This window comes from Streptomyces sp. NPDC054794 (assembly GCF_053611585.1).
Map to the genome: position 1 here is coordinate 325189 of NZ_JBSHAQ010000002.1, position 20983 is coordinate 346171.

The following is a 20983-nucleotide window of genomic DNA, read 5'->3' on the forward strand; positions in this document are numbered from 1 at the left end:
CGGCGGCGGGACCGGGCGGGGAGCCGGCGGGGGGCGCCGCTCGTCCTCATAGGCTGCCCGGATGACCGGTCCGCACCGCCCTTCCCGCATGGAGCGCGCCATCGGCCCTTCCCGTATGGAGCGCGCCCTCGGCGCCGTCATCGGCTCCGCCGTCGGTGACGCCCTCGGCGCGCCCTTCGAGTTCGGGCCCGAGGGTGCCTTCTCCGCACGCTTCCCGGAGCCCGGCCAGGGCGGGGAGATGTGCGGGGGCGGCGGCTGGGATCCGGGCGAGGCGACCGACGACACGCAGATGGCCGTGCTGGTCGCCCAGTCGCTGCTGGAGCGCGGCGGGCTGGACCTGCCGGACGTGTTCCGGCGCTTCCAGCGGTGGGCGGCGGCCGACCCGAAGGACATCGGTCTGCAGACCGAGGCGGTGCTGGGCAGCGGCGACCCCTGGAACCTGGCCGCCGCGCTGCACTTCCAGGCCAGCCAGCGGGGCGCGGGGAACGGGGCGCTGATGCGGGCCGCGCCCTCGGCCGTGCGGTTCGCGGACCTGGGCCGGGAGGGCACCATGGACGCCGCCCGCCGCATCGCCGCGCTCACGCACGGGGACCGGGCGGCGTGGGAGGGGACGGCGGTGTTCCACGAACTGGTCCGGGTCGCCCTGGACGGCGCCGACCCGCTCGCCGCCGTACCGGACGCCCTGGAGGCGGTGCACGCCGACCACCGGGAGCGGTACGCCGTCGTCCTGGCCCCCGACTGGCATCCGGATCTGGCCACCGAGTTCAACGGCGCCGTCTGGCCCTGCCTCGGCTCCGCCGTCTGGGCGCTGCGGACCACCTCCACCTACGAGGGGGCCGTCCGCGCGGCCGTCGACCTGGGCGGCGACACCGACACCGTGGCGGCCGTCACCGGCGGGCTCGCCGGTGCCGTGTACGGCGTCGACGCCGTGCCGGAGCGCTGGGTGGACGCGCTGCACGTGCCGCTGCCGGGGTTCGGTGACCGGGTGCTGCGGGCGGAGGAATTGGCGGGGCTGGCGCGCCGACTGGCCGGGGACTCCTCCCCGGGTGGGCTCTCAGACGTCCGGGGATCCGGGTAGCGCCTTCAGGGCCTCGGCGGTGGCCCGGGTCAGTGCCTCCAGGTAGCCCTTGGGGAGCTTGGGGCTGCGGATGACGACCGAGCGCCAGTAGAGGGGGCCGGAGATCAGGTCGAGGGCGAGTTCGTCGTCGACGCCGTGGCGGAGTTCACCGCGCCGCTCGGCCGCCGCGATGATCTTGATGGCGACGCCTTCCTGGCCGTCTCGCAATGCCTTCTGCATGGCCTCGGCGATCTCGGGATTGCGGGCCGCCTCGGCTTGGAGGTCCGGGATGATCTGCGAGGCGACGGGGTGGCGCAGGGCGCGGGACGTCACCTCGTACAGCAGGCGGAGGTCGCTCTCCAGGGAGCCCGTGTCCGGGACGGGCAGGCCCAGGACCGCGAGGGCCGAGACGACGTCGAGGACCAGGTGCAGCTTGGACTTCCACCGGCGGTAGACGGCCGTCTTGCCGACCCCCGCGCGGCGCGCGATGCCCTCGATGGACATCCGCGCGTACCCGACGGACGCGAGCTCCTCGAAGACGGCGGCCCGGATGGCCTCGGTCACGTCCTCCCGGAGCACGGCGGCCCCGGCGGGAGCCCGTCGGCGCGGGCGCGTCTGGGGCTCGTCGGCGTTGGTCGTCATACGGACAGCATAGGGGCGTTACGACGAAACGGTTGCGTTCCGACGCCAGATAGCTCTACGCTCCCGTTGCGACGATACGGTCTCGTCCCGACGTAAGAAAACGTGAAGAGAAGCGTAAGGAAACGCCGGGCGTCGGACCCGACAGCCGCCGGACGCACGAACCCCTCCCCCCGAGCGAAAGCAGCGGATGTGAGCCAGGTCCTCCACACACCGCCCCCGACACCGGCCACCGCCCCGGCCGACGACGACCTCGCGGCGCTCGCCGCGCGCCACGGTCTCTCGGTCAGCGGTGCGCGCCCCACCCTGGGCGAGTACATCGGCCAGCTGTGGGCGCGCCGGCACTTCATCACCGCCTTCGCCACCGCCAAGCTGACCGCGCAGTACAGCCAGGCAAAGCTCGGCCAGGTCTGGCAGGTCATGACCCCGCTGCTGAACGCGGCGGTCTACTACTTCATCTTCGGCGTCCTGCTGGGCACCAAGCAGCACGTGCCGGACTACATCCCGTTTCTGGTCACGGGCGTGTTCATCTGGACCTTCACGCAGAGCTCCATCATGGCCGGCACCCGGGCGATCTCCGGCAACCTCGGCCTCGTCCGGGCGCTGCACTTCCCGCGGGCCGCGCTGCCGATCTCGTTCGCGATCCAGCAGCTCCAGCAGCTGCTGTTCTCGATGGCCGCCCTGGTCGTCATCCTGCTCTGCTTCGGTGTCCCGCTCGCCCCGTCCTGGCTGCTGGCGGTCCCGGTCCTGGTGCTGCAGTTCACGTTCAACGCCGGCGTCTCGATGGTCATGGCCCGGCTGGGCGCCAAGACCCCGGACATCGCCCAGCTGATGCCGTTCGTGCTGCGCACCTGGATGTACGTGTCCGGCGTCATGTGGAGCATCGACAAGCTGACCAAGAAGGACCACCTGCCGCACCTGGTGACGATCGCGCTGGAGACCAACCCGGCCGCCGTCTACATCGACCTCATGCGGTACGCGCTGATCGACAGCTTCCACGCGAGCCAGCTCCCCCCGCACGTGTGGGCGGCGGCGGCCGGCTGGGCGCTGATCGCCGGTGTCGGCGGCTTCATCTACTTCTGGAAGGCTGAGGAGACGTACGGCCGTGGCTGAGAACCTGAACGACCAGTCCCCCGCCGGGATCCCCACCGTCATCGCCGACGGCGTCGACATCGTCTACCGGGTCAACGGCACCGGCGCCGGACGCGGCACCGCGACCGCCGCCCTCAACCGCATCCTGCGCGGCAAGAAGGCCGAGAAGGCAGCGGGCGTGCGCAAGGTGCACGCGGTCAAGAAGGTCTCCTTCGTCGCCTACAAGGGCGAGGCGATCGGGCTCATCGGCACCAACGGCTCCGGCAAGTCGACGCTGCTGAAGGCGGTCGCCGGCCTGCTCCCGGTGGAGAACGGCCACATCTACACCGACGGCCAGCCCTCCCTCCTCGGCGTCAACGCGGCCCTGATGGGCGACCTCACCGGCGAGCGCAACGTCTACCTGGGCGGCCTGGCCATGGGCATGTCCCGGGAGGAGATCAAGGAGCGCTACGAGGACATCGTCGACTTCTCCGGCATCAACGAGAAGGGCGACTTCATCACCCTCCCCATGCGCACGTACTCCTCCGGCATGGGCGCCCGGCTGCGCTTCTCCATCGCCGCCGCCAAGGACCACGACGTCCTGCTGATCGACGAGGCGCTGGCGACCGGCGACCGCTCCTTCCAGAAGCGGTCCGAGGAGCGCATCCGCGAGCTGCGCAAGCACGCGGGCACCGTGTTCCTGGTCAGCCACAACAACAAGTCGATCCGCGACACCTGCGACCGGGTGCTGTGGCTGGAGCGCGGCGAGCTGCGCATGGACGGGCCGACGGAGGACGTCCTCAAGGAGTACGAGGCGTTCACCGGCGACAAGAAGCCGAAGCCCGCGGCCAAGCCCCCGGCGCCGGCCCGGACGGCCGAGCAGCCGAAGGCCGCCGTTTCCTCCTGAGCCCCGACTCCCCTGAACCCCGGACCGGGACGCGCTCCGCCTACGCGGTGCGGTGCGCGTCCCGCTGGAAGACCCAGGTGCGGTAGACGAGGAAACGGAACGCCGAGGCGAGGACGATCGACAGCGCCTTCACGGCATTCGATTCGAGCGGACTGTTCATACCGAGGACGTGATATCCGACGTAGAACAGTCCGCTTTCCATGACCACGCCCAGACCGCTGAAAACGAAAAACAGTACGATCTGGCGTCGGGTGCGCGAGGCCCGGTCCCGATAGGCGAAATAGCGGAAGCCCAGGTAATTCGTGGCCATGGCAATACAGCTGGCCAGCACCGTGGCGACCATGGCCGACCAGGCCAGGCCGTGCAGCAGCACGTTGAACACCAGGAAATTGACGAGGACTCCGCTTCCGCCGACGACCCCGAATTTCACGACTTCGAGGACGACGCGCGTCACCGGCCTGGTCGGTGCGGCGGTGGCACCGGCGGTCACCACAGGGCGGGTCTCGGATACGTTCGCTGTCACGCGGCGACCCTATCCGAAACATCCGGATTAGCAGGAAACGGTAAATTCGCCGTCGGATTTTCCCTAAGCGACGGCAAGAACAGAGTTCGACCGCGTACAGAAACGCGCAAAGAAAGCGGGGGCGCCCCGGACCGTTCACGGCCCGGGGCGCCCCCGTCTGTGTACCGCTTACACGTGCGTCCGCAGCAGCGTCCGCATCGTGCGCATCGCCACCGACAGGTTGGCGAGGTCGAAGGAGTCCGAGTTGCGGATCTCCTCCAGGGTGGCGCGGGCCCGGCTCAGGATCGGCGCGTTCTTCTGCTCCCAGGCCGCGAAGCGCTGATCGGGAGTCGAGGTGCCGTTGCCGACGGCGAGCACGTCCGCGGTGACGGCCGCGTGCGCCGCGTACAGGTCCTCACGGATGGCCGCGCGGGCCATGGACTGCCAGCGGTCGGAGCGGGGCAGCTCGATGATGCGGTCCATGAGCTGGGTGAAGCTGAGGCGGTCGGCGAGGTCGTAGTAGACCTCGGCGACGTCCAGCGGCTCCTTGCCCATGCGGTCGGCCACCGAGACGATGTCCAGCGCCGGGAAGGCCGAGGAGAACCCGGCCACACGCGTCGCCAGCTCGTCCGGCACGCCCGCGCCGGACAGCTCGTCGTACACGTGCTCGTACCACTCCAGGTCCGCGCCGCGCAGCAGCTTCGGCAGCTGCTGCCAGACCTGCTCGACCCGCTCCGAGAAGAAGTCGACGGTCTCGGCGAGCTGCAGCGGCTGCGGCCGGTTGTTGAGCAGCCAGCGCGTGCCGCGCTCGACCAGCCGACGCGAGTGCAGCCGGATCCGGGTCTGGACGGCGGCCTCGACCTTGTTGTCCAGCTCCTCGACGGCGTCCCACACCGGGGCCGAGCGGAAGATCGCCCGGGCCGCGGTCTGCGCCCGCACGATCTCCTCCAGCGAGGCGCCGGTCTCCTCGCGCAGACGGTGCAGGTAGGTCGTACCGCCCGTGTTGACCGTGTCGTTGACCAGGACGGTCGTGGTGATCTCGCGGCGCAGCGGGTGGTTGTCGATGCCCTCGGGGAACCGTTCGCGCAGCGCCGTCGGGAAGTAGGTGTCCAGCAGGCTGCGCAGGTACGGGTCGTCCGGCAGCGAGGTCTGCAGCAGCTCGTCGGCGACCGTGATCTTCGTGTACGCCAGCAGGACGGCGGTCTCCGGGCTGGTCAGACCCTGACCCTGGTTGAGCCGCTCGCGGATCTGGCGGTCCGCGGGCAGGAACTCCAAGGCCCGGTCGAGGTGACCCTCACGGACCAGGTGACGGATGAACCGCTGCTGGGCGTGGAGCATGTCCTTGGACTGGGCCAGCGCGTTGGCGAGCGCGGTGTTCTGCGCGTAGTTGTTGCGCAGCACCAGGGCGCCGACCTCGTCGGTCATCTCGGCGAGCAGCTTGTTGCGCTGCTTGACGGTCATGTCGCCGTCCGTGACCAGGCCGTTCAGCAGGATCTTGATGTTCACCTCGTGGTCGGAGGTGTCCACGCCGGCGCTGTTGTCGATCGCGTCGCTGTTGATCCGGCCGCCGTGCAGCGCGAACTCGATGCGGCCGAGCTGGGTCAGACCCAGGTTGCCGCCCTCGCCGACGACCTTGACGCGCAGGTCGCCGCCGTCGACGCGGATGGCGTCGTTGGCCTTGTCGCCGACGTCGGCGTTGGACTCGGCCGACGACTTCACGTACGTACCGATGCCGCCGTTCCACAGCAGGTCCACCGGCGCCTTGAGGATCGCCTTCATCAGGTCGGCCGGGGTCACCTTGGTGACGCCCGACTCGATGCCGAGGGCCTCGCGGATGTGCGAGTTGACCGGGATCGCCTTGGCGCTGCGGGGGAAGATCCCGCCGCCCGCCGAGAGGAGCTCGGTGTTGTAGTCGGCCCAGCTGGAGCGGGGCAGTTCGAACAGGCGGCGGCGCTCGGCGTAGGAGGTGGCCGCGTCCGGGTTCGGGTCGATGAAGATGTGCCGGTGGTCGAAGGCGGCGACCAGGCGGATGTGCTCGGAGAGCAGCATGCCGTTGCCGAACACGTCACCGGACATGTCGCCGATGCCGACGACGGTGAAGTCCTCGGTCTGCGTGTCGACGTCGAGCTCGCGGAAGTGCCGCTTCACAGACTCCCAGGCGCCGCGGGCGGTGATGCCCATGCCCTTGTGGTCGTAGCCCGCGGAGCCGCCGGAGGCGAAGGCGTCGCCGAGCCAGAAGTTGTACGACATCGCGACGTCGTTGGCGATGTCCGAGAACGTCGCCGTGCCCTTGTCGGCCGCGACCACCAGGTAGGTGTCGTCCTCGTCGTGGCGCACGACGTCCTGCGGCGGCACGACCTCGCCGGCCACCATGTTGTCGGTGATGTCGAGCAGCGCCGAGATGAACGTCTTGTAGCTGGCGATGCCCTCGGCCAGCCACGCGTCCCGGTCCACGCTCGGGTCCGGCAGCTGCTTGGCAACGAAGCCGCCCTTGGCGCCGACCGGCACGATGACGGTGTTCTTCACCATCTGCGCCTTGACCAGGCCGAGGATCTCGGTGCGGAAGTCCTCACGCCGGTCGGACCAGCGCAGACCGCCGCGCGCGACCTTGCCGAAGCGCAGGTGCACGCCCTCGACACGCGGCGAGTACACCCAGATCTCGTACGCCGGGCGGGGCGCCGGCAGGTCGGGGATCGCCTGCGGGTCGAACTTCATCGAGACGTACTCGTGGGGCCGGCCGCCGAGCGTCTCCTGGAAGAAGTTCGTGCGCAGCGTCGCCTTGATGACGGTGAGGAAGGAGCGCAGGATGCGGTCCTCGTCCAGGCTCGCCACCTGGTCGAGGGCGGCGTCGAGCTCTTCGAGGAGGGCGTCGACGATCTCCAGCCCGGCGCGCTGGCGCTCCGGGGACTGCCGCGCCTCGAAGAGGGAGACCAGCAGCCGCGTGGTGTGGACGTTCGTGCGGAGGGTGTCCTCCATGTAGTCCTGGCTGAAGGTGGAGCCGGCCTGCCGCAGGTACTTGGCGTACGCGCGCAGCACCATGGCCTGCCGCCAGTTCAGCCCGGCGCCCAGCACGAGGGCGTTGAAGCCGTCGTTCTCGGCCTTGCCGGTCCAGGTCGCGGCGAAGGCGTCCTGGAAGCGCTCGCGGGCGTCGTCGGCCAGGATGTGGTCGCCGTTGCCGCCGCCCAGGGAGCGCGGGATGCGCATGCCGAAATCGTAGATCCAGGCGGTCGTCCGGTCCGCGCAGCGCAGCTCGTACGGCCGCTCGTCGATCACCTCGACGCCGAGCCGGTTGAGGACCGGCAGCACGGCGGACAGGGAGATCGAGGCGCCCTTGCGGTAGATCTTGAAGCGGCGCTCGTCGGGGGCGGCGCCCACCGGCTCGTACAGGCTGAGGGCGAAGTCGTGGCCCTCCTCCTCGCTGAGCCGCTCCAGGTGCACCAGGTCGGCGACCGCGGCACGCGGGGTGTGGTCGGCCTTGTAGCCCTCGGGGAAGGCGTTGGTGTAGCGGCGCAGCAGTTCGGCGGCGCGCTCCTCGCCCAGCTCGGCGTTGAGCGCCTCGGCGAACCCGTCGGCCCAGGAGCGGGCCGCCTCGACGAGCCGTGCCTCGATGCGCTCCTTGTCGGAGTCGGACAGCTCGGGCAGCTCGGTGCCCTGCGGGACGCGGATGACGAAGTGCAGCCGGGAGAGGATCGACTCGGTGTTCCAGGCGGTGAAGTCGACGCTGATGCCGCCGAGCTCCTCCTTCAGGATGTCGATGATCCGCAACCGGACGCCGGTGGTGTAGCGGTCGCGGGGCAGGTAGACCAGCGCGGAGTAGTAGCGGCCGTACTCGTCCTGGCGCAGGTAGAGGCGCAGTCGGCGCCGCTCCTGCAGGTACAGGACGGAGGTGGCGATCGAGCGCAGCTCGTCGGGGGGCGTCTGGAAGAGCTCGTCGCGCGGGTAGGTCTCCAGGATCTGCAGCAGGTCGCGCCCGTCGTGGCTGTTGGGCGAGAACCCGGCGCCCTTGAGCACCTCGTCCACCTTGCGCCGGATGACGGGCACGCGGCGCACGGACTCGGTGTAGGCGGCGGAGGAGAACAGGCCGAGGAAGCGGCGCTCGCCGACGACGTTGCCCTGCTCGTCGAACTTCTTCACGCCCACGTAGTCGAGGTACGACGGGCGGTGCACGGTGGCGCGGCTGTTGGCCTTGGTCAGCACGAGCAGCTTGTGCTCGCGGGCCTTGGCGCGGGCGTCGGCCGGGAGCCGCTCGAAGGAGGGGCTGACCGGGTGGCTCTCGTCGGTGGCGTGGTGCGGGTCCGAGCGCAGTATGCCGAGCCCGGTGCCGGGGACGGCGGCGAGGGAGTCGTCCTCGCGCAGCTGGTACTCGCGGTAGCCGAGGAAGGTGAAGTGGTCGGCGGACAGCCAGCGCAGCAGCTCGCGGGCTTCCTCGACCTCGGGGCCGGCGAGGTCTGCGGGGCGGGGCTCGGCCGCGAGATCCTCGGCCATGCGCAGGGCCGTGTCCCGCATCTTCTCCCAGTCCTCGACGGCCTCGCGGACGTCGGACAGGACGCGCAGCAGGTCGGCGGTGATCTGCTTCAGGTCCGCGCGGTCGGTCTCACGGTCGATCTCGACGTGGATCCAGGACTCGATGTGCGCGTCGTGCGGGAGGTCGGCGGCGTTGGGCGGCGTGGGCAGGACCTCGATGAGCTTGCCGGTGAGGTCGCGCCGGACGACGAACTGCGGGTGGATGACCACGTGGATGCCGCGGCCCTGGCGGGTCAGCTCATTGGTGACGGAGTCGACCAGGAACGGCATGTCGTCGGTGACGACCTCGACGACGGTGTGGCTGCAGGTCCACCCGTTCTCCTCGACGGTCGGGGTGTGCACCCGCACGTTGGCCGTGCCCTGCGGCCGGGTCTCGGCCAGCCGGTAGTGCGACACGGCGGCTCCGAAGACGTCGACCGGGTCGCGGTCGCCGAGGTCCTCCGGGGCGGTGTGCAGGTAGTAGCGCTGGAGGAACGCGAGCACGGATTCCTGGTCCGGGGTGCCCGGAGTGCCCTCGCCCGTCGTCCCAGTCGGTAGGTGCCCCCCGACCGGGCTGTTCTCAGCTACCCGAGCGGCCCTCTCCAGCAGCTCGGCCTTTGCTTCGTCCAGCTTGGTCTGCATTGTCCTCTGGCTCCTGTCGCGCGCCGTTGCGTGACGTAGAAAGAAGTACGGTCTCTTCCCCTTCGACGTAACGCCACGGCCCGGGGTGTCCGGTCCGTTCCGACGCTATGCCGCAAGGCGAGATGAGCGGGGGGTATTCAGCCATTCTCGACGCGCCCGACGGGTGTGACGCTGCTCTCCGCGACGCCGGTACCCGGGGGATGCGCGGCGCCTCGGGGGCCCATACGCCCCCGTCCCGCCCGCGAAGACCAGCGACCGCCGCCCGGTCACGGATGTGGTCCGTGCTCACCGGGCGCAGGGCAGGGGCGACGTTGCCCCCGCGACATATCGCGCTGATCACGCCACCAAGGCTATCGCTCTCCACCCGGGGCCCGTCATGAGCCGTATGTGTACAAAACCGGGGGTGGAAGTTTGACGTTCTGCACAGGGGCGGTGCGGGCGCGGAGGGCGTATCCGGGGACGCGACCGCCCGCCGCCCCGGCGTGCACCGTAAACCGGCGGGTCCTCTTGGCAACCGGACCTGATCGGAGGCACGTTTGCCCAGACAGGTCATGTCCTCCCGAGAGGAGCCGCACGAGATGACCGCCAAGATCCTCATCGTCACCGGCGACGCAGCCGAGTCGCTGGAGGTCCTCTACCCCTACCAGCGCCTTCGCGAGGAGGGGTACGAGGTCCACATCGCCGCCCCCGCCCGCAAGAAGCTCCAGTTCGTCGTCCACGACTTCGAACCCGGCTTCGACACGTACACCGAGAAGCCCGGTTACACCTGGCCCGCCGACCTCGCCTTCTCCGAGGTGGACCCCGGACAGTACGTCGCCGTCGTGATCCCCGGGGGCCGCGCCCCCGAGTATCTGCGCAACGACCCCGAACTCCGCAAGATCCTCAAGGCGTTCTTCGACACCGACAAGCCGGTCGCCCAGATCTGCCACGGCCCCCTGCTGACGGCCGCGACCGACAGCCTGCGCGGCCGCCGGGTGACCGCCTACCCCGCCCTCGAACTCGACATGCAGGCCGCAGGCGCCACCTTCCAGGACGCCGAGGCGGTCGTGGACGGCACCCTCGTCTCCTCGCGGGCCTGGCCGGACCACCCCGGCTGGATGCGCGAGTTCCTGACCGTCCTGCGCGCGAAGGCGCCGGTGACCTGATCCCCGCCGGCAGGCGGACGGCTCCCTCGGGCCGGGCAGCCTGGCGGCCCCCTCAGGCCGCCAGGCGCTCCGCCTCCGCCACGGCCTCCGCCAGCGTGTCCACCACCGGCACGCCGGTGGCCTCCAGGCTGGCCCGGCTGTGCGAGCCCCCGGTGTACAGCACGGCCCGCGCCCCCACGTACTGTGCCGCCACCGCGTCGTCGGCGGCGTCGCCGATCACCACCGTGCGCGCGGGCTCCACACCGGTCAGCTCCCGCAGGTGGCGCACCATGTGCTCGGCCTTGCTGCCCCCGGACGGTCCGACCCGTCCCTCGACCCGTATGAAGTGCGTCTCGATCCCGAACCCCCGCACCAGCGGCACGAGTTCGTCGTGCACGTACATGCTGAGCAGTGACTGGCTGTGCCCCGCCGAGAGCCAGCCCCGCAGCAGCTCGGCCGCGCCGTCGGTGAGCGAGCACCGGACCCGGTGTTCCGCGTAGTACCGGTGGAAGATCTCGTCCATGATCTCCCACTCGGACTGCGTGGGCAGCCGCCCCATCAGCCGCTCGTAGAACTTCGGCACCGGCACGCAGTACAGAGCCCGGTACTGGTCCAGGGTGATCGGTTCAAGACCCAACTCGGCCGACGCCGCGTTCGTCGCGCCGATGATCGCGTCGTTGTCGTGGAACAGCGTCCCGTTCCAGTCCCAGACGATGTGTGCGCCTTTGTGCATCCCCATGCTCCACAACGTACCCGCCGCCACTGACAGTCACGGACGACAGCGGGTCGAAAAGGATCACCGCGGCCGTCCGGCTTGTGCCGGCCCAGGACTACTCCAGCCCGACCAGGTTGGGGATCTCCTGCGTGGCGTACCAGAGCAGCTCGTGGTCGTCGGCCCCGTCCACGACGAACTGCGCGTCGTCGTCCCCGCCGTCCGCCGCCTCCAGCGCCTGCGCCGCCGCGGACACGTCCGCCTCCGCGTCGTGCGCGTCGACGTGCACGGCGGCCGCCTTGGCCAGCCGGACCGCTCCGGCCACCCGCACCTCACCGAGCGCCACCGGGTCGAGCCCGCGGTCCGGGTCGGCGGTCGCCGCGCCGTCGGCCACGTCGACGGCGACCACGACCCGGCGTCGCGCCGCGCCGGGGTCGGCCGCGAGGAGCCGCAGCGAGGCCAGTCCGGCCCGGCTCAGCGCCGCGTACTCCAGTTCCTCGATGTCGTCGGAGACGTACCACTCGCGCAACGCGGGCGTGACGGCGTAGGCGACGAAGGGTCCGGCCCCCAGCTCGCCCGTCTTGTACGCCTCGGCGAGACCGGAGAGGGTCAGGGGGACGTAGACGCGCATGGCTCGCCGCTCTTTCGTGGTCGAAGGCTCCGCTGGGGCTCCGGGACGGGCGGTGCCGCGTCTCCCGGAGGGCCTTCAGGATACGTGCCGGGCGTCCCCTTTCGGGTCCCCGACCGCACCCCCGCAGGCGTCCACCCGACGCCCCGCGACTCACCCGGTGCCGCCCCATCTCCTCGGGCTTTCCGACCCTCCGGGCCACTCGGATAGGTGAACTTTCCCGGCCCCGCGACGCGCGCCGAGCTTCCTTGCCGCCGGCGTCCGCGCCCCCGTACAAGATCCCCAACCGCAAGTTACCGCCCGGTATCCGCCGGGCCCGCCGAACGGGGATCCCCATGAACAAGGTCATGAACAGGACATCCCAGCGCCGCCCGGGCACCCGCCCGCCGGGCCGGCGCGACACCCGCCGCCCCGGCGGCGCCGCGCCCCGGACCCCCACGACGGGCAGGGCGGTCACCGCACCCCGCCCCACCGACCTCTTCGCCGACCGTCTCCTCGCCGTGCTGAGCGGCCAGCGCCCCGTCCACTGGATGCTGCGGCACACCGCCGGCCGCGCCTACGACGAACTGGCCCGCCTCGCCGAACGCGGCCCCCTGCGCACCCGCGGCACCCGCCCCGTCGTCCGCGACATCGGCTACTACGTCCCGTGCGAGGGCGCCATCGAGGCCTTCGCCCGCATCGGCGCCGGCGACCAGCTGCGCGCCATGGCGTTCCGCCTGGAACAGGGCCCCGACCTCCGCTGGCGCTGCACGGCGGTGGAACTGGGCGGCCCGCGTGAGCCACGAGCGGACGAGGACTGACGCGGCGGCCCGTGGGGACCGACGGCGAGGGCGCGTTGTGCTCGTCGGGGTGGGTGTGCGGAGGAGTGGTCGGGCTCGGGGCCGGTGACGAGGGCCGGTGCGGCCTCCTCCGCGTCGCCCCGGTCCCGACGCCCCCCACTCCGCGCCCTCCTCCGCGACGCCTCCGGCCCGGCTCCGCCCGTCTCGGCGAGGGCCCTCGGGGTTGCCGTCGCGGTCCGTCTACGGGCCGCACACCGCGCCACGCACGCCGAAGGGCCAGGCACACCTCGGTGGCCCGGCCCTTCGTTCCGCTACGGCGCCTCAGGCGCCGACACGGTCACTTCTTGCGGCGACGGCCGCCCTTGGCCTGCTTGCGGCGCTCCGCTCGCGTGAGGCCGTCGGACTCGGAGCGCACGGGCTCGTCGTCGTCATAGGTGAAGTCGCCCTCGACGATGCCGCCCTCACCGTCCACGGTGGCCGCGGAGAAGTGCAGGCTCCGCCGCTGCGGCGCGTCGAGCCCCTTGGCACGGATCTCGGGACGGGGGCCCGCCTGAGCCGGCACCGCGTCCTGGACGCCCTCGGCCACCGGCGCGGCGTCCTCGACCGGAACCTCCTCGACCTGCTGCTCGACCTGGACCTCCAGGTTGAACAGGTAGCCGACGGACTCCTCCTTGATGCCGTCCATCATGGCGGTGAACATGTCGAAGCCCTCGCGCTGGTACTCGACCAGCGGGTCCTTCTGGGCCATCGCGCGCAGGCCGATGCCCTCTTGGAGGTAGTCCATCTCGTAGAGGTGCTCGCGCCACTTGCGGTCCAGGACCGACAGCACGACCCGGCGCTCCAGCTCACGCATGATCTCGGAGCCGAGCTGGGCCTCGCGGCTCTCGTACTGCTCGTGGATGTCGTCCTTGATGGACTCGGAGATGAACTCGGCGGTCAGACCGGCCCGGTCACCCGCCGCGTCCTCCAGCTCGTCGACGGTGATCTTCACCGGGTAGAGCTGCTTGAACGCGCCCCACAGCCGGTCCAGGTCCCAGTCCTCGGGGAAGCCGTCTGCGGTCTCCGCGGCGACGTAGGCGTCGATCGTGTCGTCCATGAAGTGCACGACCTGCTCCTGCAGGTCCTCGCCCTCCAGGACGCGGCGGCGCTCGCCGTAGATGACCTCGCGCTGGCGGTTGAGGACCTCGTCGTACTTCAGGACGTTCTTACGGGTCTCGAAGTTCTGCTGCTCGACCTGCGACTGCGCGGACGCGATCGCGCGCGTGACCATCTTGTTCTCGATCGGCACGTCGTCCGGCACGTTCGCCATGGACATCACGCGCTCGACCATCTGGGCCTTGAACAGGCGCATCAGGTCGTCACCGAGCGAGAGGTAGAAGCGGGACTCGCCGGGGTCGCCCTGACGGCCGGAACGACCGCGCAGCTGGTTGTCGATCCGGCGCGACTCGTGCCGCTCGGTGCCCAGCACGTAGAGGCCGCCGCTCTCCTCGACCTCGTCCTTCTCGGCCTTGACCGCGAGCTCCGCACGCTCCAGGGCGGCGGGCAGGGCGTGGGCCCACTCCTCGATGTGCTCCTCGGGGTCGAGGCCGCGCTGGCGCAGCTCCGCCTCGGCGAGGTCCTCGGGGTTGCCGCCGAGCTTGATGTCCGTACCACGGCCGGCCATGTTGGTGGCCACCGTGACGGCGCCCTTGCGGCCGGCCTGGGCGACGATCTGCGCCTCGCGCTCGTGGTGCTTGGCGTTGAGCACCTCGTGCTGGATGCCGCGCTTGCTGAGCTGCTGCGAGAGGTACTCGGACTTCTCGACCGAGGTGGTGCCGACCAGGATCGGCTGGCCCTTCTCGTGCTTCTCGGCGATGTCGTCGACGACCGCCTCGAACTTGGCGACCTCGGTGCGGTAGATCAGGTCCGACTGGTCCTTGCGGACCATCGGCTTGTTGGTCGGGATCGGGACCACGCCGAGCTTGTAGATCTGGTGGAACTCGGCGGCCTCGGTCATCGCCGTACCGGTCATACCGGAGAGCTTCTTGTAGAGGCGGAAGAAGTTCTGCAGGGTGATCGTCGCGAGCGTCTGGTTCTCGTCCTTGATGTCCACCCCTTCCTTCGCCTCGATCGCCTGGTGCATGCCCTCGTTGTAGCGGCGGCCGGCGAGGATACGGCCGGTGTGCTCGTCGACGATCATGACTTCGCCGTCGATGACGACGTAGTCCTTGTCCTTCTTGAAGAGCTCCTTGGCCTTGATGGCGTTGTTCAGGTAGCCCACCAGCGGGGTGTTCACCGACTCGTAGAGGTTGTCGATGCCCAGCCAGTCCTCGACCTTGGACACGCCGTTCTCGTGGATGGCGACCGTGCGCTTCTTCTCGTCGACGTCGTAGTCGCCGGTCTCCTCGAGGCCCTTGAGCGGGTTGCCCGCCTCGCCCTTCTTCAGGCGGGTGACCAGCTTGGCGAAGTCTCCGTACCACTTGGTGGCCTGGTCGGCCGGGCCGGAGATGATCAGCGGCGTACGGGCCTCGTCGACCAGGATGGAGTCGACCTCGTCGACGATGGCGAAGTTGTGGCCGCGCTGGACGAGCTCGTCCTTGGACCAGGCCATGTTGTCGCGGAGGTAGTCGAAGCCGAACTCGTTGTTCGTGCCGTACGTGATGTCGCACTCGTACTGCTCGCGGCGCTGGGCCGGCGTCATGTTGGCCAGGATGCAGCCGACGCTCAGGCCCAGGAACTTGTGGACGCGGCCCATCATCTCGGAGTCGCGCTCGGCCAGGTAGTCGTTGACCGTGATGAGGTGGACGCCGTCTCCGGAGAGGGCGTTCAGATACGCGGGCAGGGTGCCGACGAGGGTCTTGCCCTCACCGGTCTTCATCTCGGCCACGTAGCCGAGGTGGAGGGCGGCGCCGCCCATCATCTGGACGTCGTAGTGCCGCTGGCCGAGGACGCGCTTGGCGGCCTCGCGGACGGTGGCGAACGCCTCGGGGAGCAGGTCGTCGAGGGACTCGCCGTCGGCGTAGCGCTGCTTGTACTCATCGGTGAGGGCCCGCAGCTCGGCGTCGGAGAGGTCGACGAAGTCCTCTTCGATGGAGTTGACCTGGTCCGCGATGCGGTGCAGCTTGCGCAGGATTTTGCCTTCGCCTGCACGCATGATCTTCGAGAGGACGGACACGGGGGTTGGTCTCCTTGCCGGTCGGGCCTGGGACGGTCGGTTTCCATTGACGTACTGAGCAACGGCCATCGTATGCGAGGACCCGGCCACGCCGGGAGGGCTGGGCTGGCCGACGGCCTTCCTGCGCTCTTTTGGCACTCGCTTCAATGGGGACAACGGACGGGAAGCACGGATAGTGCCGCCCCGCTCCGAGGAATTGCGCGAATTGTGATCACGCGCTCACGCTCGGCGCCGTGCCGCGTCCCGCATCGATCGGAGGACGTACTCGGCACATGCTTGGCGACCGCTGTGCCACCCGAGCAGAATCGGGCCGATGGAACCCGTCACGCTCACCACCGCCCGTCTCCTCCTGCGCGCGCCCGGTCCGCAGGACACCGATGCCGTGCACGCGGCCGCCCAGGATCCGGATCTGCAGCGCTGGATCTCCCAGTTCCCCTCTCCTTACCTGTACGAGCACGCCCAGAGCTTCACCGAGCAGCTGGTGCCCGACGGCTGGGCCGCCGACTCGATGTTCACCTTCGGCCTCTTCCTTCCCGAGGGGGAGCTTGCGGGCATGCTCGGCATCACGATGCGCGCCCTCGGCGTCGGCGAGATCGGCTTCTGGGCCACCAAGGAGCACCGCGGCCACGGCTACGTCACCGAGGCCACCCTCGCCGTCGCCCGCTGGGCCTTCACCGGCCTGTCCATCGACCGCGTGGAATGGCGTGCCGAGGTGGGCAACCTGGCGTCCCGCGCGGTCGCGGAACGCGCGGGTTTCACCATCGAGGGCACGCTGCGCTCCGCGACGAACAACAAGGGGGTCCGCCGCGACTGCTGGGTGGGTTCCCTGCTCCCGTCCGACCTGGGCCTGCCGTCGGCGGCGCCCTACCTGCCGGCCCCGGACCGCAAGGCACCCTAGCCCCGACCGGCGCCCCCACCGGCCCCACGAGCCCCACGAGCCCCGGCCGGAGTTCATCGACCCTGCCGTAAATCCCCAGCTCATCCCCCACTGTCAGTCCGACCGCCTACCCTCCGAACCCATGACGACCCTTCCGCGTCCGAGCACCACCCTCTCGGCAGACGACGCCCGCCGCATCGCCCTGCGCGCCCAGGGCTTCCTCGGCGCCCCCGACCGCCGGGCCGGTGTCCGCGGCGTCCTCCGCCACCTCGGCGCGGTCCAGCTCGACACGATCTCGGTGCTCGCCCGCTCCCACGAACTCATCCCGTACGCCCGCCTCGGCGCGGTCGGCCGCAAGACGGTCGACAACGCGTACTGGACCGACACGCACGCCTTCGAGTACTGGTCCCATGCCGCCTGCATCCTCCCCGTCGAGGAGTGGCCCCACTTCGCGTTCCGCCGTCGCGCCTACCGCGACCGCCCGCACTGGTCCCATGAACTCCCCGACGGCGCCTACGACCAGGTCATCAAGCAGCTGCGCGCCGAAGGCCCGCTCACCGCGACGGAGTTGGGCGGCGCGAAGCGCACCAGCGAGTGGTGGGACTGGTCCGGCACGAAGGTCGCGGTCGAGCGCGCGCTGATGTACGGGGAGGTGGTGTGCGTGGAGCGCCGCGGCTGGAAGCGGGTGTACGACCTCGCCGAGCGCGCCGTCCCGGACGCGCTGTTGCACGACGAACTGGACGACGCCGAGTGCCTGCGCCGCCTGGTCCGCCTGGCGGGCCAGTCCCTGGGCGTCGGCACGCGCGCGGACATCGCCGACTACCACCGGCTCAAGGGCGATCAGGTCGACGCGGTGATCGCGGACTCGGGTCTGGTCCCGGTCACCGTGGAGGGCTGGGGCAAGCCGGCCTGGGCCGACCCCGCGGCCCTGGAGACGCCGCCGCGCGGCCGTCACCGCACGACGCTGCTGTCCCCGTTCGACTCACTGATCTGGGAACGCGCCCGTACGGAACGGATCTTCGGCTTCACCCACCGCCTGGAGGCCTACGTCCCCAAGCCGAAGCGGGTGTACGGCTACTTCGCGATGCCCGTCCTGTCCGGCGGCCACCTCGTCGGCCGCGTCGACCCGGCGCGCGAGGGCCGCACCCTGGTGGCCAAGCAGGTCACCCTGGACGGCGCGAAGGCGGTCCCGGCCGTGGCCCAGGCCCTCGTCGAGGCGGCGAGCTGGGTGGACTGCACGGACGTACGCGTGGAACGTGTCGACGCGCCCGAGCTGCGCGAGCCCCTCACCAGGGAACTCGCCCGCGCTCTCGCGTGACCCGACCCCGACCCGCTACCGGATCTCCAGGATCTTCTCGCGCATCGCGTAGACCACCGCCTCCATCCTGGAGTGCAGCTGCAGCTTCTCCAGGATGTTGCGGACGTGGTTCTTCACGGTGTTCTCGGAGATGAACAACTCCTTGGCGATATCGCGGTTGTTCATGCCCGTGGCGACGAGTTTGAGCACTTCGAGCTCGCGGTCGGTGAGCCGCGGCGCCGGCACCAGCCGGCGTTCGTCGGTCCGCTGGATCATCGACTTGAACTCGGTGAGCAGTTTCGACGCCATGGACGGGCTGATCTGCGACTGCCCGTCGGCGACCGCGCGAATGGCGGTGGCCACCTCGTCCGTGGAGATCTCCTTGAGGAGATAGCCGGTCGCGCCCGCCTTGATCGCGTCGTAGAGATCGGCCTCTTCGTCGCTGATCGTCAGCATGATGATCTTGGCGCTGGGGGCGACTTCCTTGATAGAGGTGCAGGCCTCGATCCCGCCGCGCTTGGGCATCCGCACGTCCATCAGCACGATGTCGGGCAGGAGATCGGCGGCCTTGTCCACGGCCTCGGCACCGTCCCCCGCCTCGCCGACGACCTGGATGTCCTCCTCGGCCGCGAGCACGATCTCCAGGCCGCGGCGGAAAAGGGCATGGTCGTCCACGACAAGGACTCTGATCGGCTCCTTGCGTGGTGAGCCCGCGTCCGGGCCCATGCCGACGACGCCGTCGTCGACGTCACCCTCCTGCATCGGTCCGAAGCTGTCCGCCATCGTTCCTCCCCCTGAAGGCTGCGGCTGGTCCTGTGCCATCGCCAACCCAAGGCAGCGGCCCACCGGTTGGGCCGGTGCGGCCATGATTTCATGCCCGGCCGACACTGAGGTGACGGAGAGGGGCGCGAAGTGGTCGCACGTAGGTGCCCCTGGGGGCGCACACGCGCGCTCCAGGGGCACCTGCTCAGTCGTCAGCCGGGCGAGTCAGCCGCCCAGCGTGCCACCTGCCGCGGGGGAATGCGCCTGGGCGACCATCGGGTCCGTGCTGAGGTGGATGACACCGTAGTCGTAGGCGTGCCGGCGGTAGACGACGCTCGGTTCCTTGGTCTCGGAGTCGACGAACAGATAGAAGTCGTGTCCGACCAGTTCCATCTCGTAGAGAGCCTGGTCGAGGGTCATCGGGGAGGCGACATGGGTCTTCTCGCGGACGATGAGCGGGCCTTCGCCCTGCACTTCCAGCGAACCCATCTTCTTCGTGGGTACCGAACCCGCGTCTTCGTCGTGAACGGGGATGCCGTTCCCGTTGAGCGTCGCCGCGCCCGGAACGTGGTCGGGGACCTCGGCCGCCGAGATCCGGCGCGCACCACGGCGCGAGAACCGCTTGTCGTGCTGCTTGCGCAGCCGGGCGTCCAGCTTCTCCGCGGCCAGGTCGAGTGCCGCGTACGGGTCGCTGGCCGCTGCCTCCGCCCTGATCACCGGACCGCGGGAGCGGAGCGTGATCTCCACTCGGTCGCAACGGTCGGCCTGTCGGGGGTTGGGCTCCTTGGACACCTCGACGTCGAGGCTGATCACCTTGCCATCGAGCTTCTGGATCTTCTCCAGCTTCAGCTTCTCGGCCACGTGCTTGCGGAACCGCTCGGGCACCTCGGTCTTGCGGCCTTTGACGACGATGTCCACGCAGAACTCCGTTCCCGGATCGCTCCGCTCCAGCGGCGGAGCATCTCCCTTTTGCACCAGGTTCCAGGGAGCCCCGGAACCTCGGACTCGGTGACTTCCACCTCCTCCTCCCCCATGGGCAAGATCTGCACCCCAGCGCCGCGGGTGATTGCGGAAAACCAGCGGCACGGCATTCGGATATGAGAGGGATGGCCTGCGCCTTTCCCTCACACCGAACATATCTCGCCCGGACGGATGTCGTCACCCTCTACTGCGGCGTACCTCCATTCAGGCGAATAGGCCCTCTCACTACCTGCAACGATGCAAGTTCGCAGTCAGTTCCGGTTTATTTCGAAGGAATCCGGCGGTGCCGCGACCACGGCCGCACACCGCACCCCGTTGTCCCTCTCTCCCGTTGATCCGGCTGTCGGTTCCTCTCTTCCTTCCCGAGTTGCGCGCGCGTACACGGCCGTTGTCCCGCCATCCGGCCCGGCCGCCTCCCACAAGGCCCGCGCCGCCTCCGTCAGGGAGGCGCCGGTGGTCATCAGGTCGTCGACCAGCACGACGTGCCCGCCGCGCAGCAGCCGGACGCCGCCGGGCGCCACCTCCAGCGCGCCCGTGAGGTTGGCCAGCCGCTGCCGGGAGTCGAGTCCCGACTGGTCGGCCACGACACGCCGCTGGCGCAGTACGGCAACCACCCGGGCGGGCGTACCGGTCCGCCGCAACTCACCGGCCGCCGCCAGCGCGATGTGCCGCACCGGGTCGTGCCCACGGGCCCGCACGGCCCGTCGCGCGGAGGGCACCGGAACGAGCAGCACGGGCGCGTCCCCGATTCCGCCCCCCACGCCGTCGTCCCGCGACGACACGCACCGCGCACGCCCGTCGCCGAGCGCGACCACACGGGCCCCGGCCACCCCTGCTGCCCCGACGACCCCGGCAGCCCCGGCAGCCCCGGCAGCCCCGGCAGCCCCGGCAGGCACGATCGGCGCCGCGACTCCCTGCGCGTACCGACGGGCCGGTCCCGTCGCCGTACCGTGCTCGCGCCGACCGGCTCCTCCACCACATCCACCAGGGCCCTGGAGCCCCGCCCGCACCGCCCCCGCCAGAGCCGTGCCCAGAGGCCCGGCGAGTGCCAGTGCGCCGCGTTCCTTGTGGGCGAGGAGGATCGCCCGTACCTCGTCCACGTACGGAGCCGCCGCCTGGACCATCGGCAGTCCGGGCGGCTCCGGCACCGGTCGCACCCGGCACGGTGCGGCCCCGCTCAGGGCGGCACGGCACTCCGGACAGAGCACCGTGCGAGGCGTCCCACAGCCTCCGCACTCGGCCGGCAGCACCAGGTCGGTGAGGTCCTGCCACCACCCCCGCATGCCCACCACTGTGCCCATGTCCGAACGGACCGGCCACCCCTGTGGACGACTGCCTGTGGACAACT

General features: G+C 70.4%; 16 protein-coding genes. 7 read left to right on the forward strand and 9 right to left on the reverse strand.

The genetic code is table 11. From position 1 onward, the window contains the following. Positions 1-61 precede the first annotated feature (61 nt). Positions 62-1078 (forward strand): ADP-ribosylglycohydrolase family protein, encoded by a 1017-nt coding sequence (locus tag ACWGKT_RS03595; protein ID WP_453272297.1) that lies wholly within the window; start codon positions 62-64, stop codon positions 1076-1078. On the opposite strand, the gene ACWGKT_RS03600 is transcribed toward ACWGKT_RS03595, so the two are convergent. Beyond that, positions 1055-1699: a TetR/AcrR family transcriptional regulator gene (locus ACWGKT_RS03600; protein ID WP_453272298.1), complete on the reverse strand. Its 645-nt coding sequence runs from the start codon at positions 1697-1699 to the stop codon at positions 1055-1057. The genes ACWGKT_RS03595 and ACWGKT_RS03600 overlap by 24 nt on opposite strands. Positions 1700-1888: 189 nt before the next feature. Between ACWGKT_RS03600 and ACWGKT_RS03605 the strand changes: the two genes are divergently transcribed. Both ACWGKT_RS03605 and ACWGKT_RS03610 read left to right on the forward strand, forming a co-directional pair. Beyond that, a complete protein-coding gene (locus tag ACWGKT_RS03605) occupies positions 1889-2809 on the forward strand; it encodes an ABC transporter permease (RefSeq protein WP_356142677.1) in 921 nt (306 codons plus the stop codon). Next, entirely contained in the window at positions 2802-3674 is an 873-nt protein-coding gene (locus ACWGKT_RS03610) for an ABC transporter ATP-binding protein (protein WP_453272299.1), read from the forward strand. The genes ACWGKT_RS03605 and ACWGKT_RS03610 overlap by 8 nt, the downstream gene beginning before the upstream one ends. A gap of 40 nt (positions 3675-3714) precedes the next feature. On the opposite strand, the gene ACWGKT_RS03615 is transcribed toward ACWGKT_RS03610, so the two are convergent. Next, positions 3715-4197, reverse strand: a complete 483-nt coding sequence (locus ACWGKT_RS03615) for a GtrA family protein (protein ID WP_453272300.1) — start codon at positions 4195-4197, stop codon at positions 3715-3717. Positions 4198-4365: 168 nt separating this feature from the next. Continuing rightward, positions 4366-9321: an NAD-glutamate dehydrogenase gene (locus ACWGKT_RS03620; RefSeq protein WP_453272301.1), complete on the reverse strand. Its 4956-nt coding sequence runs from the start codon at positions 9319-9321 to the stop codon at positions 4366-4368. A 578-nt stretch (positions 9322-9899) separates the two neighbouring features. Here ACWGKT_RS03620 and ACWGKT_RS03625 point away from each other — a divergent pair. Continuing rightward, positions 9900-10466 (forward strand): DJ-1/PfpI family protein, encoded by a 567-nt coding sequence (locus tag ACWGKT_RS03625; protein WP_356142671.1) that lies wholly within the window; start codon positions 9900-9902, stop codon positions 10464-10466. 52 nt (positions 10467-10518) lie between these two features. On the opposite strand, the gene ACWGKT_RS03630 is transcribed toward ACWGKT_RS03625, so the two are convergent. Continuing rightward, positions 10519-11184, reverse strand: coding sequence for an HAD family hydrolase (locus ACWGKT_RS03630; RefSeq protein WP_356142669.1), 666 nt, complete (start codon positions 11182-11184; stop codon positions 10519-10521). Between the two features lie 91 nt (positions 11185-11275). Continuing rightward, on the reverse strand, positions 11276-11788 hold the full coding sequence (locus ACWGKT_RS03635) for a DUF6912 family protein (protein WP_453272302.1): 513 nt from the start codon (positions 11786-11788) through the stop codon (positions 11276-11278). Between the two features lie 332 nt (positions 11789-12120). On the opposite strand from ACWGKT_RS03635, the gene ACWGKT_RS03640 reads away from it, so the two are divergent. After that, entirely contained in the window at positions 12121-12585 is a 465-nt protein-coding gene (locus ACWGKT_RS03640; protein WP_356142666.1) for an Rv3235 family protein, read from the forward strand. A gap of 316 nt (positions 12586-12901) precedes the next feature. Here the strand turns inward: ACWGKT_RS03640 and secA are convergent, their stop codons facing one another. After that, the gene (gene secA, locus ACWGKT_RS03645; protein ID WP_356142664.1) at positions 12902-15718 is read right to left on the reverse strand and encodes a preprotein translocase subunit SecA; all 2817 of its coding nucleotides are present in this window, start codon (positions 15716-15718) and stop codon (positions 12902-12904) included. A 313-nt stretch (positions 15719-16031) separates the two neighbouring features. On the opposite strand from secA, the gene ACWGKT_RS03650 reads away from it, so the two are divergent. Both ACWGKT_RS03650 and ACWGKT_RS03655 read left to right on the forward strand, forming a co-directional pair. Then, positions 16032-16616, forward strand: a complete 585-nt coding sequence (locus ACWGKT_RS03650) for a GNAT family N-acetyltransferase (RefSeq protein ID WP_453272303.1) — start codon at positions 16032-16034, stop codon at positions 16614-16616. Positions 16617-16737: 121 nt separating this feature from the next. Then, on the forward strand, positions 16738-17913 hold the full coding sequence (locus ACWGKT_RS03655; RefSeq protein ID WP_453272304.1) for a winged helix-turn-helix domain-containing protein: 1176 nt from the start codon (positions 16738-16740) through the stop codon (positions 17911-17913). Positions 17914-17928: 15 nt separating this feature from the next. Here ACWGKT_RS03655 and ACWGKT_RS03660 read toward each other — a convergent pair whose 3' ends face one another. The 3 genes from ACWGKT_RS03660 to ACWGKT_RS03670 form a co-directional block, all read right to left on the reverse strand. Continuing rightward, positions 17929-18675: a response regulator gene (locus tag ACWGKT_RS03660; RefSeq protein WP_235452576.1), complete on the reverse strand. Its 747-nt coding sequence runs from the start codon at positions 18673-18675 to the stop codon at positions 17929-17931. Between the two features lie 204 nt (positions 18676-18879). After that, a complete protein-coding gene (hpf, locus tag ACWGKT_RS03665) occupies positions 18880-19572 on the reverse strand; it encodes a ribosome hibernation-promoting factor, HPF/YfiA family (RefSeq protein WP_374292803.1) in 693 nt (230 codons plus the stop codon). A gap of 314 nt (positions 19573-19886) precedes the next feature. Then, positions 19887-20918, reverse strand: coding sequence for a ComF family protein (locus tag ACWGKT_RS03670; protein WP_453272321.1), 1032 nt, complete (start codon positions 20916-20918; stop codon positions 19887-19889). Positions 20919-20983: the final 65 nt, after the last annotated feature.

What these genes read in the sequence shown, in the direction of transcription:
- ACWGKT_RS03635 (WP_453272302.1), bottom strand. Translation starts at nt 11,788, where the DNA reads ATGCGCGTCTACGTCCCCCTGACCCTCTCCGGTCTCGCCGAGGCGTAC.
- ACWGKT_RS03600 (WP_453272298.1), bottom strand. Translation starts at nt 1,699, where the DNA reads ATGACGACCAACGCCGACGAGCCCCAGACGCGCCCGCGCCGACGGGCT.
- ACWGKT_RS03650 (WP_453272303.1), top strand. Translation starts at nt 16,032, where the DNA reads ATGGAACCCGTCACGCTCACCACCGCCCGTCTCCTCCTGCGCGCGCCC.
- ACWGKT_RS03625 (WP_356142671.1), top strand. Translation starts at nt 9,900, where the DNA reads ATGACCGCCAAGATCCTCATCGTCACCGGCGACGCAGCCGAGTCGCTG.
- ACWGKT_RS03620 (WP_453272301.1), bottom strand. Translation starts at nt 9,321, where the DNA reads ATGCAGACCAAGCTGGACGAAGCAAAGGCCGAGCTGCTGGAGAGGGCC.
- ACWGKT_RS03670 (WP_453272321.1), bottom strand. Translation starts at nt 20,918, where the DNA reads ATGCGGGGGTGGTGGCAGGACCTCACCGACCTGGTGCTGCCGGCCGAG.
- ACWGKT_RS03595 (WP_453272297.1), top strand. Translation starts at nt 62, where the DNA reads ATGACCGGTCCGCACCGCCCTTCCCGCATGGAGCGCGCCATCGGCCCT.
- ACWGKT_RS03655 (WP_453272304.1), top strand. Translation starts at nt 16,738, where the DNA reads ATGACGACCCTTCCGCGTCCGAGCACCACCCTCTCGGCAGACGACGCC.
- ACWGKT_RS03640 (WP_356142666.1), top strand. Translation starts at nt 12,121, where the DNA reads ATGAACAAGGTCATGAACAGGACATCCCAGCGCCGCCCGGGCACCCGC.
- ACWGKT_RS03630 (WP_356142669.1), bottom strand. Translation starts at nt 11,184, where the DNA reads ATGGGGATGCACAAAGGCGCACACATCGTCTGGGACTGGAACGGGACG.
- ACWGKT_RS03660 (WP_235452576.1), bottom strand. Translation starts at nt 18,675, where the DNA reads ATGGCGGACAGCTTCGGACCGATGCAGGAGGGTGACGTCGACGACGGC.